The sequence below is a fragment of the Blastomonas sp. 34TW genome (assembly GCF_059803595.1).
Window position 1 is genome coordinate 17,572 of record NZ_JAPFGW010000012.1, and the last position, 13,500, is coordinate 31,071.

13 protein-coding genes are annotated in these 13,500 nt (G+C 53.2%); 7 read left to right on the plus strand and 6 right to left on the minus strand.

Annotation, left to right across the window (positions count from 1 at the left end; translation table 11 throughout):
* Window positions 1–25: 25 nt before the first annotated feature.
* A complete protein-coding gene (locus OPU69_RS15050) occupies window positions 26–1,270 on the plus strand; it encodes a DUF6161 domain-containing protein (protein ID WP_498512117.1) in 1,245 nt (414 codons plus the stop codon).
* A gap of 92 nt (window positions 1,271–1,362) precedes the next feature.
* Here OPU69_RS15050 and OPU69_RS15055 read toward each other — a convergent pair whose 3' ends face one another.
* From OPU69_RS15055 to OPU69_RS15075, 5 genes are all read right to left on the minus strand, one after another.
* On the minus strand, window positions 1,363–1,971 hold the full coding sequence (locus tag OPU69_RS15055) for a hypothetical protein (RefSeq protein WP_498512119.1): 609 nt from the start codon (window positions 1,969–1,971) through the stop codon (window positions 1,363–1,365).
* 11 nt (window positions 1,972–1,982) lie between these two features.
* A complete protein-coding gene (locus OPU69_RS15060) occupies window positions 1,983–2,684 on the minus strand; it encodes a PD-(D/E)XK nuclease family protein (RefSeq protein WP_498512121.1) in 702 nt (233 codons plus the stop codon).
* Window positions 2,685–2,777: 93 nt separating this feature from the next.
* Window positions 2,778–4,211 (minus strand): GNAT family N-acetyltransferase, encoded by a 1,434-nt coding sequence (locus tag OPU69_RS15065; RefSeq protein WP_498512123.1) that lies wholly within the window; start codon window positions 4,209–4,211, stop codon window positions 2,778–2,780.
* Between the two features lie 491 nt (window positions 4,212–4,702).
* The gene (locus OPU69_RS15070; RefSeq protein ID WP_498512265.1) at window positions 4,703–4,918 is read right to left on the minus strand and encodes a hypothetical protein; all 216 of its coding nucleotides are present in this window, start codon (window positions 4,916–4,918) and stop codon (window positions 4,703–4,705) included.
* Window positions 4,819–5,256, minus strand: coding sequence for a hypothetical protein (locus OPU69_RS15075; protein WP_498512255.1), 438 nt, complete (start codon window positions 5,254–5,256; stop codon window positions 4,819–4,821). The genes OPU69_RS15070 and OPU69_RS15075 overlap by 100 nt, the downstream gene beginning before the upstream one ends.
* A gap of 166 nt (window positions 5,257–5,422) precedes the next feature.
* Between OPU69_RS15075 and OPU69_RS15080 the strand changes: the two genes are divergently transcribed.
* Window positions 5,423–5,887 carry a Ros/MucR family transcriptional regulator gene (locus tag OPU69_RS15080; RefSeq protein WP_498512125.1) on the plus strand — a complete coding sequence of 155 codons (465 nt, stop codon included), beginning with the start codon at window positions 5,423–5,425 and terminating at the stop codon, window positions 5,885–5,887.
* 46 nt (window positions 5,888–5,933) lie between these two features.
* Here the strand turns inward: OPU69_RS15080 and OPU69_RS15085 are convergent, their stop codons facing one another.
* Window positions 5,934–6,452, minus strand: a complete 519-nt coding sequence (locus OPU69_RS15085; protein WP_498512127.1) for a hypothetical protein — start codon at window positions 6,450–6,452, stop codon at window positions 5,934–5,936.
* Between the two features lie 516 nt (window positions 6,453–6,968).
* Between OPU69_RS15085 and OPU69_RS15090 the strand changes: the two genes are divergently transcribed.
* From OPU69_RS15090 to OPU69_RS15110, 5 genes are read left to right on the plus strand one after another with little or no spacing between them, the layout of a single operon-like run.
* On the plus strand, window positions 6,969–7,319 hold the full coding sequence (locus OPU69_RS15090; RefSeq protein WP_498512129.1) for a hypothetical protein: 351 nt from the start codon (window positions 6,969–6,971) through the stop codon (window positions 7,317–7,319).
* Between the two features lie 5 nt (window positions 7,320–7,324).
* Window positions 7,325–9,802 carry an Hsp70 family protein gene (locus tag OPU69_RS15095; protein ID WP_498512131.1) on the plus strand — a complete coding sequence of 826 codons (2,478 nt, stop codon included), beginning with the start codon at window positions 7,325–7,327 and terminating at the stop codon, window positions 9,800–9,802.
* Entirely contained in the window at window positions 9,799–11,157 is a 1,359-nt protein-coding gene (locus OPU69_RS15100; RefSeq protein ID WP_498512133.1) for an ATP-binding protein, read from the plus strand. The genes OPU69_RS15095 and OPU69_RS15100 overlap by 4 nt, the downstream gene beginning before the upstream one ends.
* Window positions 11,158–11,160: 3 nt before the next feature.
* Window positions 11,161–11,907, plus strand: coding sequence for a hypothetical protein (locus tag OPU69_RS15105; protein WP_498512135.1), 747 nt, complete (start codon window positions 11,161–11,163; stop codon window positions 11,905–11,907).
* Window positions 11,897–13,492 (plus strand): hypothetical protein, encoded by a 1,596-nt coding sequence (locus OPU69_RS15110; RefSeq protein ID WP_498512137.1) that lies wholly within the window; start codon window positions 11,897–11,899, stop codon window positions 13,490–13,492. Before OPU69_RS15105 ends, OPU69_RS15110 begins: the two co-directional genes overlap by 11 nt.
* Window positions 13,493–13,500: the final 8 nt, after the last annotated feature.

Here is a 13,500-nt window from a genome sequence, read left to right on the forward strand (position 1 = left end):
GGTCAACAAGCAGGTAGAGACAGGCATGATTGAAATCGAGTTTGGGGAGAATGCCGGCGGCAAGCGCTCTTTCAGGTCGCCAGATGACCTGATGAAATACATTGCGCAACAAGCCGATCAATGGGCGAAGCACCCTCTCGCTCCACCCTCTCAAAATCGAGCACCTCAAGGGTTCGCTCGCCAGTTGTCGGAGCCTTGGCGACAGCTTCAGTCGCAGATCAATGGCTCCTTACAACAATTTCCTGAAAACATTGACCGTCTGATGCGAACGGTCGGGAACAGCGAATTCCTTCGCAAGGCCGTTTCCCTCGAGTCAGAAGTCGGGCAGCATATCTCAGAAATTGCTAGCGAACTTGGACCGCAAGCAGCGATGGGTGCTGCAAAATATCTCGACGCCAATGAAAATGCTGTGATCTTTGGCAATATGCCGAAGTCGGAAGCCGCTGGCGCATTGAGCCTGTTTCAGCGTCTTTCAGGGCTTTCATCGAAGGGCGTCAGGTCTGCGCGTGATGCAGCGCGATCGAGCGCTCGGACTTTAGCGGAGGCGTTTTCACAACACCATCAGGCCTTAGAGAAGATGGAGCAGGATCACGCGGACCGACTACAGAATATTACGGACGCAGCCGAAATCCAAAAATCCGACCTTGCAGCTTGGCGGGACGAGATCGCGAGACAAATACAGGCAGAGCGTGACGGTTGGAAAGCGAGCTGGGACGATCTCTACAAGCTGTTCACCGAACGGCTACGACTAGAATCAGCAGTCAAGCTGTGGAATGATCGCAGCGAGACGCATCGAGAAGCTGCCAACATGTGGAGATCGAGATCTCTATGGGTCGCAATCATTGGACTAGCTCTTGCATTCGGTGCTGCCGCTGGATTCATGTCAATTGCCAAATTCCTATTTGCAGACGCGATGACGGTCACTAATCCAGATCCACTGTCGTCCGGATTGCGCCCTACCTGGCAATTTGAGATCATTTTCGCCTCCGCAGCAACCTTGCTCTACCTTACCGTTTATTTCTGGGTGCTGCGGATCATCGTCCGCCTCTATATGACTGAAGAGCACTTGGCTATCGATGCAAAGTCCCGCTCAGCGATGGCGGAAACCTACCTGGCCCTGAAGAAGGAAGGCACGGCAACTGATCAGGACCGGGCAATCGTGCTCGCCTCTCTATTCAGGCCAATCGCCGATGGGATTGTCAGCGACGATGGCCTACCTGCCATCACGCCAGCAGCTATCCTGTCAGGATGGGCAGGTGGAAAATCATAAAGAACCTTGCTTAACTCAGCGCTGTATCTATCCTATACAAGCAGTTTATTGAGTAATAAATCGCGTTCAAATCACCTTTTGGGGTCTTATCATCATAGACTCCTGATCGCTGCTGCCATTTCATCCAAATCAGTCCAGACACTCCGAATATTCTGAAGAGCCAGTTCAACTGGCGACAGGGCTGCTGAGAAGTCTCCGGTCATGAATGCGCTGGCAAGCGCGTTCCGATCGAGTTTTACCGGGTACCAAATGTTGCCGCCATCATCTCCGTCCCGCTGGAACCCGGCCTTACAAAGATTCCTAATAAATTTTCTCTCTGACATAACTAAATTTCTCCACGACTTTCGAGAAGTGGGGTGGGAACCAAGAAAAAAATTTATACTGGATTCTGCGTATCCGCATAAATCTCCAAGCCAGGACGTAGATTCAATGCCGCTAGGACCCGTGTCATTCCCTACCTCTATCCTGAGAAATGGCTTATTACCTCCGCCACTCCCCCACCTTGGATCGTAAATGCATAATCCATCGTCAAAGCCACCCCCAAGATTGGCCTCCAAATCATATTGATCGACAAAATTTCTGAACACCTCAGAGAATTCAGAAAACAAAGCAGGTAATGTTCTTTGCTCTATATGGGCCGATGTGTATTCAATAATATCAATATTTTGAATGATTCGCATAGAAAGTTCATCGGAACTCACTTTAATGTCTCCTAAAAGGTAGAAACATGATATCCAAAACTCAAAATTAAATTCTGTTGAAACGATTTGTTTGTGGCCCCGTCGGGCACTGAGCGCTGAGAAGCTTTAAAAACATCTTTCCATCGCGTTGAAACTGAAAATCTATTTTGCTCTAACAATCTTGTCAATGTCATGATTATTGGAGATTTGCCAACATCGAATGATCGTTGCTGAATGGCTAACAGATATCGATCCATTTGAGTCGCTTCAAACGCCGCATTGATTTTTGCTTCAATCGCAATAAGATAACGAGATGTCTCAATAATTATATCAACGCGATCGACGGTCTCTCCCAATGGATTGATTTCCTTTCCGACGCGATATCCCGCCGAAAGCTCATTTTCCCAATCAACGTCGGGAACAGCAATCTTCAGATAGGCGGCTAAAAAACTTCGCGACGCCGCTCCTCCAAATTCGAAACTCCACAATCCAGCCAGAACAGAGCAATTCTGCACCTCCTTGGTCTTGACGCCTGCGAGAGCCCACGGATTTATGCCGCTCCCGGCTTCTCTAGCTTCGATCAGTGGCTGTTTCAGCGAATTGAAGGCGGCAGTTAGCTCTGCGGCAGTAGGAGGCTTTGGTTGACCTCGGGGCTCCCGCATTGTCAGGTTTGCTATGGCTTCGCTGATTTCCAACATTGCCCGGTCAAATGCTGCCAAGTCAGAAATATGCATCGAGGCCACTCCGGTATTTGATATGACGCTGCGCAGGCGCCTGCTTGACATATTAACTTTATCGAAAAAATAGAAAACGTATCCTAGGATGTTTCATTTCGATTGCAGCAATTGATCCACCAACGCGTAGGGCGTCCGGCCAGTTCGCCAAAATTGCCGGCGATCGATGCTGAACGTTATATGTCCGCAGTCGTGCGCTGCCTGGGCCTCCTGATCGGGAGAGCTCTCTAATTCCATTCTCAGGCGTTCCGCCAGTCGGCGTGCTGAATCACAGTTCGCAGCGAAGGTCATTGCCACTTCTGCAGCGTTCCAGTCGTTGAATGCTGTCGCGATCACTGATGTTGCCGCTTCCAAGGCCAATCCTTGAGCCTGCATGTGCCGTAACAGGATGCAGTAAAGTTGCCAGCGAACCCCTTCGCTGGTTTCTTCGTCGCAGAGCAGCCCGCAGATGCCTACCGGCAATCTAGTCGCCTTATGCTCCATGATCCAAACCGTCGGCCCAGATTTCCCAAGGCTTGCAAAAATCTTTAAGTCTGAGAGCTCAATGCCTTCATCATCACAGCGGCGGGCGACATCCGAATCCAGATCCTCAGCGAGCATGGAATGGATCTTTATGCAATCCGCTTCCGTCCAATTTCGCAGAATGAGACGGTGCGTTTCAACGGGGGGCGCGTCGTCCCACAAATAATCAGTTTCGTGGTGCGCAGCCGGTGTATAGCGAAACCAATTTACTGGCAGCGAGGGCGCATCGAGATCTCGATGCTGGATCAAAACATCTCCGACTTCCGTTTCGCGTCCCTCGCCGATCTTGAAACGCCACCAAAACACAGTCGGATCTGGATCACCTTGAACAAATGAACCCAGATACGCTGCGGATTGGGGGGGAATAACTAGTTCCAGCCATTCCTCCGATACCCAAGGCCCGACAGAAAAAGCAGGACGCTGGGATGAGCGCCACCGAAGCTTCAACGGCGTCATGGCATGGTTTGGAAAATACAGTCGAACCAATGCCTTCCAGCGGTCAACGCGTATCACAATCTTGCGGTCAGGCTCGTGGTATCGGATCGAAACGAAGCGTCTCGCTTGCGATGTGCCCTCTAACGTTTTGAAGCTGCGGAAACGCGCGAGAGAGTCTCTCAGCGACGTGGTCGTGGCATGGCTACGCAGGGAGAAGCCGCAAATGCGAATGTCCACTTCCTGCGCGCACAATTGCTCAGACTCATCTGGCAAGAATGGGTCACCTCTTCCGATTCCATCGGATCGCAACACGATTAGGGTGCACCTTCCATGTGCCGACGCACAGGCGATTGCTGCATCGATAGCATTCTGCCAGGCTGGCCGTGGCTCGAAATGTCCGCAAAATGGCGGCGCAATTTCTATATCAGAATGTGCCCCAAGAATGGCATACCCAAGAGCATGGAGCTCCGCTTCAGCCTCATTCTGCTGGATTTGAGCATAGAGGTTTGCCCGTGGCTCGCTATCGCGAAACCGACGGTAAACGATGCAGGGAAATTTTTGATCAGTCATATCTGGCCATTCCTTGCGCGGAGATGCGAAGCTAGGCCAACCAATTGATAGGTCGGGTCTTGGCCATCCTGGAGGAGTGAGGCCAATTCGAGCTGGCTGGCTCCATAACGCAAGAATCTGTCGAGCCGCAAGCATTGAGAAATACCGTCGGCCAGCCAGCGCGCCATCGAAAGCCAGTATCGTTGCTAAGCTGAAGCCGGAATCGGCTGAAGCGTTATCGCCATGCCAGAATCACCTTTCCTACATGAGAACAGAAATAGAACATGCACTCATGGAAAGGAGATCACAATGGTTACGATCGACGGTTCACTCCTGGTCGGTATAGCAACCATTCTATCCAGCCTTGGAAGCCTGTGGCGCGCGTTCAAGCTATCGTCTCGTGGGAACGCAAACACCCCCAGCGAGGCTTCTCACTGCTGCCAATGCAGGGCTCTTATATCCGGCTCTGGAGCTGTTAGATGTGGAGCGCACATGCGATCTACGCCAGAATGTCAGCCTGATAAGCCGTTGTAGGCAAACAGGCCAATGCCGGTCAGCATCACCAACCCGATGATCCAGGCCTCAACATAGAGCCATCGCTCCGGCTTTTCAGGTTTGCCCCATTCCTTCACCGGCAGACATGCCTCTGCCAGTATCGGTCCCAGCGCGCTGCCCAGCCGCCCTTGACCATGGCACAGCTGATATCGCCCGAACGCGGCGAAACACACCAGGCTCCGGTCCTGTCTCCGCCAGCACCACCTGTTGACGTGCAACGCATGGTCGGCCCCTTGAGCAGAATATGCCCGTGCTGGCCCACTCCTGTTCTCGTGCCCAGCAAGTCCACAAGAGCGTCGCGAGCCTCGATGGGACTTGCATCGGGACAGGGATGTCCAACCGAACAGGATCCGTCCATCTCCCGGGCCGCAATTCCTGACAATCGGAGCCTTGGCCCTTCAGCGCACCATACCGGCCCATCGCCATCCCAAACATGGGTCGGGGTGCAGTCGAACGACTGGCCTGCAGGGATAGTTGTCGCCTGGATCAAAAGGAGCGCCAAAACCGTCATGCCCATCAGATACCCATTGCACGCAACCCTGACAAATTCGCTGTATTGATTTGCTCGCCTTACCGATGGTCCACAGAAATTTTACAGCTTATCCAACGGATGTGCTGGATCGACATGGATGGAAAACCTAATCTTCCCGAAGGCAGCCGGTGACAAAGGGACCGTAATGACCGAAGAAACAGGAATTAGCAGCGATACATTGATCAGCCTTACGGCTGATATCGTGGCAGCGCATGTCGGCAACAACAGCGTGGCAGCGGCAGGCCTCCCGAACCTGATTGCCAGCGTCCATGGCGCGTTCGCGGCCATTGCGACGGCCGGACAGGAAGCAGCGCCTGAGCCTGAGCCCATACCTGCGGTTTCAATTCGGTCCTCTGTGAAGGACGACTATCTCGTCTGCCTCGAGGACGGGAAAAAGCTGAAGATGCTCAGGCGGTATCTGCAGCGCCAATTCAACATGACCCCTGACGAATATCGGGCCAAATGGGGCCTGCCAGCGAATTATCCAATGGTCGCTCCCGCATATGCAGCCAGGCGCAGCGAGCTGGCGAAATCATTCGGGCTGGGGAAAGCCCCGAAGGACGGTGGGCCAAGGACTGCCGGGCGCAAGCTTGGTGTGGAAAAGACATAACCTGAAAATCAGCGGGCTGGACCGGTTCCAACCCGCTGATCTGAGCTCACTCGGAGCGACTTCCGGTCAGCTGCAGCAGTTCATCGCGAACTCGATCACGCCATTCCTGCTGTCCAAGAGCATGGCCGCGCCGCATCGCACCCTTCTTCACGAAAAACATCCGAAGTCCGCCCGTAAAGAAGTTTATTGTAAAAACATTCCATTTGCCCTTAGGACGAATGTAGAGTTGACCATCTGATGGGTCTTTCCAAGGCAGGCATTCGGAAAGGCAGATGATTTGATCGATACCGACAAGATGGACGTCGAAATTGGTCACTTTCATACAATCTTTCGGATCGACACGCAAAAACAAGTTCAAACCCTCGTATTTCTCAGTTCTCTGATCGACGTATTCCAGCAAATCACGCCAGTGCCAGTCGGTCACGTATGCGGGCGGCTGCTTCGCAAGGAATTTCGTGAACATTTTTGCAAAGGCGATGTAATGCGCACGCCAGAAAAATTCCCGATCTTTGAAATCCTGAGGAGTGTTGTCATTGAGTGACTGGGTGGAAAAATTAAACTCCATTAGTAATTCCTTTACTTTTTCAGGCTAAGTGCGGAGCAGGAGCCTGGGGCGGTTAAGAGTTCGGAACCCTTTTCCCCTCACAACTGACATCCAGTCAGTCACTTCATCTGTAAGGAATTCTCTTGCAGAGTGCGGTCATCTGCAGATGACGCTGCTAACTGTGCAGCTCGCCAAATCGGCATGTGTTTCGAGCCAGCCCGAGGGGGCGTAACGAAATTTCATCGGTTAATGCCGGTTTTGATGATCCCAATCCGGAGACGTAAGGTATCCTGATCTGTCTGCCGCTCAGACAGTAGCATAGTCATCCGGATTCCGCTGGCTCAACGCCATCCAACTGTGAACGTTCGACCTGATATTTGCAGGCATTCCGGCATCCGATATTTTTCGCAAAAACATCCCCCCAAATTGAATGAGAAATCTTTCCAGTCATGCCGGTAAACGCTTGGTGACTGCAGCACATCGATCCTAAAACACCCTTTAGGAAGACCATAAAGGTCAATGCGAAAGGGGTGCTGTGTGTCTGACCAGGCTCAAACTGAGGAACTGCTGATCGGCTTGGCTGTCGAAAGCTGGCGCCTATGCCGCATGTTCCAGAAGTCGATCGACTTGCGAGACATCAAGTCCGCCAGCCGACAGTCCAATCAGGTTCGATATTTCCATCGCAAGCTGGAAGATTCTTTGGCTCCGCTCGGCCTGCGGATCGTTGACCTTGAGGGCCAGCCCTATCAGCCAGGTATGGCAGCTACCGCTCTGAACGCAGCCGACTTTGACGCAGATGACGAATTATTCGTCGACCAGATGATGGAGCCAGTAGTGATGGGCGCTGATGGCGTTCGTCGCACAGGCACAATGATGCTCAGAAAGTGAGAAAAATGGAATACGTCGGCATCGATCTCGGAACCACCAACAGCGCTATAGCCAGCTATGACGGCGAGCGAGTGACTCTCTACAAGAGTCCCGAGCAGCATGACGTTACGCCATCGGCCATCTTCCTAGATCGGCGAGGCAATAAGTTTGTTGGTTCCAGAGCTTACAACAACGCCGCCCGAAACCCTGACAATGCGGCCGTGCTCTTCAAGAGAATGATGGGGACCAGCACGCCCATCAATCTGAAGGCCTTGGACAAGGCAATGACGCCCGAAGAGTGTTCGGCAGAGATCCTGCGCACAGTATTCGGCTATCTGCCTGAGGGCATGCGCAACGGCGGGGACACGGGCACGGTCATCACTGTTCCCGCAGCGTTCAACCAGATGCAGAAAGATGCGACGCTCGCAGCAGCTGAGTCGGCAGGCATTGGCAGGGTTGCGCTGATGCAGGAGCCGGTTGCCGCTGTCATGAGCGTGATGCGGCAGCGAAACAATGACGGCACATTCCTGATCTTCGATCTTGGTGGCGGAACTCTCGACATTGCAATCGCACAGAGCATGAAGGGAAGGGTCAGTCTTCTTGCACATGGCGGAGTTGAGATGTGCGGCGGGAGGGATATCGACCGGGCCCTCATGAACAATGTCGTTAAACCGTGGTTGGTCGAGAACTTTGATGTCGGGGACGACTTCGTCGCTAATCCCCAGTTCAAGACACTCGTCAGAATGGCGACATGGGCAGCAGAGAAGGCAAAAATCGAACTATCCCACGCCGAGGATACGGTGATAGCCCTTTCGGAGACAGAAATCGGGGTTCGTGATCGTCAGGGCGAAGAAATCTACGTTGATATCCCGCTCAACCGGGACCGACTGAATGCGCTGATAGAAGAGACCCTGGAAAAGGGCATTCAATCTGCTCGCGAGACGCTCGATCAGGCAGGAATAAGCCCCCATGACGTTGATCGAATTGTATTCGTGGGCGGTCCAACGCAATACAAGCCGCTGAGAGATAAGGTGGCATTTCAGCTTGGCATCGCGGCTTCAACCGATGTCAACCCAATGACCGCTGTCGCTGAAGGCGCAGCGATCTTTGCCGAATCAATTGATTGGACCACGCAGAGCAGAGGTCGAAAGGCTGCACGCAGTTCGCTGTCCTCGATTGGCATTGAGTTCGCGTATGTCGCCCGCACGCCCGATGTCTCAGCAAAAATCGTTGCCCGCGACGTCAAGGGATCCGAGGGCGAATTCCAGGTTGATAGTCTGGACACTGGATGGTCGTCGGGACGGCAAGCGCTCAGAAATGGTGCTTCAATCGATCTGCCGCTGTCCAAACCGGGCGAAAACACATTCCGGGTGTTTGTCTTCGATGCCAATGGCGGGCCAGTCTCGATTCCTAATGACCGCATCGTCATCAGCCGAACGGCCGCTTCGATTGACGCAATTCCGGCCTCTCACACAATCAGCATTGAGGTGCTTGAGAGCAAGAACGGTGCGCGCGTGCTGCAGCCATTGGTGCGAGCTGGCGATCCGCTCCCCAAAAAGGGGACGCAGACGTTTCGTGCAGGCGAGACGCTGCGAACGGGGAGTCCCGGGTCGTTAAATTTCAAGCTGTGGGAAGGGTCTATTCAAGAGCCGATTGAAGACAACGTGTTTATCGGAACCTTCAAACTGGCAGGGACAGATTTTGATGAGGGTATCATCGCTACCGGAGCCGAGATCATTTGCGAATACGAGGTGACTGATTCCGGCAACATTCGTGTTGACATCTCAGTGCCGAGCATTGGCGGATCATTCAGCAGCGGTCACAACTTCTATTCCCGTCAAGATGCCCAGATCGACTATTCGCAGGCCGCTGGGTTTGTAGCCGTCGAGGCGGTTGACACAATCGAACGGCTCGATGCGCTCGAGGAACACATCGACGACCCGCGTATTTCTCAGCTCAGGCAGCGTGTCATTAAGGCGGGAAATATCGACGCCGACCGAGCACAGCCCGAAGAGACCAAGCAAGCCCTCGATGATATCCGCGCTGCGCGCAAAGAGATATCCATACTTCGCAAGGACCATCTGAAAACCATCAGACAGATCGATCTTGAAGCTGTGGTGGACAGCTTCAACCGCCTGGCTCGCGATCTGGCTGGACCTGAAGAGGCCGAACAATTCGACGCATTGGTCCGAACCGCACAGCATTCGATCGATGTTGGCGGAAGCGATTTTGAGGCGCATTTGTCGGAATTGCGGACCCGGAACGTCACAATCTTGTGGCGGTCTGACGAATTTATCGTCGCGCGCTTCCATTGGTTAGCAGATAGCCCGGAACAGTTCACCGATCAGGCAAGATACAGGCAGTTGATCGATCACGGCCGGCTCACCTTGAGCCAACAGGATTTTCAGAAGCTGCGTGAAATCCTCATGCACCTGGACGAGCTGCGATTCACCCGCGTAGGCGAAGAAGAGATGCTTGCCGCCGTCAACATCGTGAGGGGATGATGAAGGCATCGCCATTCCCTCAGGGTCTGGAATTGCCAGACGGAAATACACTCGGGCGCGCCAGCTTCGTGTCTGATCACGGTGTCTGGGTGCACAAGCGCAGGCAGGGTGGCAGCATTGTTATAGCCAAGGACATTCTCCCCCCAGATGTATCTCATTCCCTGCCTTGGCAGACCTTCAATTTCGCAGGCCACGATTTCCACTTCCTGAAAACGGTGGGTCCGGCCTCAGCGCTCGGTCAGGCAAACAAGAAACCAAACCTGGAGGCGGCAAAGAGTTTTGCCCGAGCATTGGCGGACGTATCAGCGATTACGCCAGACTCAATCTTCCTCGCAGAATTCGACAGGATCATCACGTTCGGCGAGGCCAGCCTGCCCCTCAAAAGCAAGGCTCGTCACCTCGGGGCGTTTTTGACAGGTGGCGTCGACATCGCGGCTGATGACGTGGTGGCGCTGAGGCGAGTCGCACCCTGGCTGTCTCCTGAAGTAATCTCCGAGCTTCTCGATTCTGCCGCGATAACCCCCATGCAGCCTCTGAACTTGAAATCAGCCACCATTGATCCCGGTGTTGGCCAGACAGCCCAGGGAGGCCCGCTCGGCCCATTCGAGCTAGCCGGAAGACGGTATCTGTCAGAGTTCTTCAATGAGCATGTCATTGATATCGTGCGCGACGAAGACCGATACGCTGCGATGGGCGTGCGTTTTCCGGGGGGCATCATTCTTGAAGGTCCAACCGGTTGCGGAAAAACCTATGCTGTGGAAAGGTTAGTCGACCATCTGGGATGGCCTAGTTTCTCCATCGAGGCATCCAGCGTTGCCAGCCCGTATATCCACGAAACTTCGCGCAAGGTTGCAGAGGTGTTTTCAGCCGCAATGAAGGCTGCGCCCTCTGTAGTGATTATCGACGAGATGGACGCCTTCCTGGCCAGCCGTGATGGAGCCTCTCACCAGCATAATGTTGAAGAAGTGGCCGAATTTCTCCGCCGAATTCCAGAAGCAAGTGCAAACCGTGTCCTTGTTATCGGAATGACGAACCAGATTGACGCAATCGATGCAGCGATCCTTCGGCGTGGCAGATTCGATCACGTGATCCATGTCGATCATGCCGGGGAAGATGAGGTTTGCGGGCTATTAAAAGCGCTGCTCAAGGATATCCCGCACAACATCTCGGACCTGAACGAATTGGCACAGCAGCTTTCCGGTCGACCGCTGTCCGACGCTTCTTTTGTGGTGCGGGAAGCAGGCCGCTTGGCAGCCAAGGCTCGCAAAACTCAAATCGAGGATCAGGAGATCAACGCCGCCCTAGCGAGATGTCCTTCTCGCGACCCTGACGAACGCAATCCAATCGGATTTTGATCCATGGCTGCACCCGCCCCGACTGGCTTCGATGGACTCTCCTCGTTCAGCACTGATGCCGATGCTGCGATCGCATCGGCTGAAAAAATTCTTGCAACCCCACCGCCTCCGAAGACTAACAGCGCGAAATCGGCTCCACCGGTCGAAACAGTTCATAACGATGGCCTAGCCGCATCCGGTAACACAAATACAGGGTGCTGGATCGCGGGCATTGTAATTTTTGTTGTCTGCATATTTTCGGCGGTTGCCATCAATTCCGACGACAATAGCTATAGCGACGACGCTGAAAGCTATGAGTCTGCTGAAGCCCCGGCAGAGGAAGCCCTTTCTGGCGATACTGGCATAGCTCTCTCAGCAGAACCAGAGGAAGAGACATCAGAGAGCGAAACCGAGTCATTCGATGGCTCCATTGAAGGGCTCGGCTCGGAAACAGAATACGGTGGATTTGTCGATCCAGGAGTAGAGACGAAACCGTCTCCTGGCTATGCTCCTTTGACGGTGTCTGAGATCCAGTATTGTCTAGCCGAAGAGATTAGGTTGACTGCTCAGAAATCTGAGCTGGAGAGCCTCAAATACACCGATCCAGATCGAATGAACCGGAACCTGGACAGCTTCAATGCTGCAATTGAGGAGTTCAACTCACTCTGCGGCGGCCGTCAGTTCGTCGCCAGCCAACGATCCATTGCTGAAGCGAGTATCGGAACCCGTCGCTTCACCCTGCAAAATGAAGGACGCAATCGTGTCCAGTGACTTGATGAATGACCTTAACCCGTTTGCGCTCCTTGCGGTAACAACCCGGGATGATCCATCGCGGATCATGGAAGCTGCAGAGAACCAGTCGCTGTTTCACGACGCCGAAGCGTGTCAACAAGCTCGGGCTACGTTGACCAACCCGCGTCGACGCATTGAAGCGGAATTCGGTTGGTTCCCTGGTGTTGCTCCCGGCATGGCGCAAAAGGCATGCGATGCCGCTCGATATAATGAGATACTGGATCTGCCCTTAACCGGCTTGGCTAGAGCCAATGCGATCACATACGCTGCCCTGAGATCGCCCCCCTCGAAGGCCGAAGACCTTCAGCAGTTCCTCAATGTATTGACTTCGGCCGCCGATGACGCTCGGCTTGACCGCATCGTCATCGAGATCAATGAAGATCGCGAGATCGCGGGCATACCACCCATTTCGAATGAGGAGGTCGCCGCCGACGCACTCAAGAATCGCCAACTTGTATGGCGCAGAACGGTCTTAGAAATCCTGAATCGCGCCCCATCGGCCCACATGGCTGAGGCGATGTATGGTGCGGTGAAGAACGCGGCCGACACAGGGAGATTCCCACGCGCGCTCCACGAGGTAGTCGACGATTATGCGCTTCGTGCTAATCCGTTCATATTGAAAGAGATTCAGGCAGCTGAAACCCTTGTCGACAAGGCCCGGGAGATTGCCCCTTCGCGACCGGACGCCCTAACACCTATTCTCGATTCAATCGGCTTGCTGCTCGAAACGTGGGAGGAGCTAACCTACCCAATCCATATGAGCGCGAAGATACGCGGTAGCAGGCACGATGAAAGCGAAGAACTTGCATATCTCGTGCGGGGGCTTTCGATAGACCTTTTCAACCAGCATAAACTGACACAAGAATCGAAAAGGCTTTCCCAGATGCTGGAGCGCAGTTTCAGTGTTATTCCAGCAGTTGCGCAAATTCTGGCTAAAGATTCCAAAACTCTTGAGGAAATCGAGCAAGATAACAGTGCCCGCGAAGCAGAAATATCCTACGCCGCTAATATCGGAAAAATCACAAAAACACGCCTTGCAATCAGCAGCGCCGGGTTAGAATGGAAAGGCCGAACAACACCGCTTGATGACGTAAAGCATGTTCGATGGGGCGGATTACGTAAATCGGTCAACGGCATTCCAACGGGGACCGATTACCTGATTGCATGGCACGACGGTAAGCGCCTCACAACCGTAGAGTTTAGCAACCAAATAATATTTGATGCTTTTGTGCAGCGCTTATTTAAGGCATTGGCAGATCGTATCATCTCGGATATCCTCAATTGCCTCAAGACAGGGCAATCGATATCGGCAGGAAACGCGATTATAAAAGATTCTTCTGTTATTTTGCGGCGTAGAAAGTTTTTCAGCGAAGAGCCAGCTGAATATAGTTGGAGTGATGTGACTGTCTTAAGTCAAGATGGTTCATTTGTTATTGAGGGGCCAAGCCGATCTAAAGCATCAGCGTCCATGTCCTACCGCGAAGACAACAACACACATTTCATCGAATTGCTGGTGAGGCATGCCTTTTCTAAAGGTATTACTCAATTGAGCAGGGCATTCTGAAGGCAGCT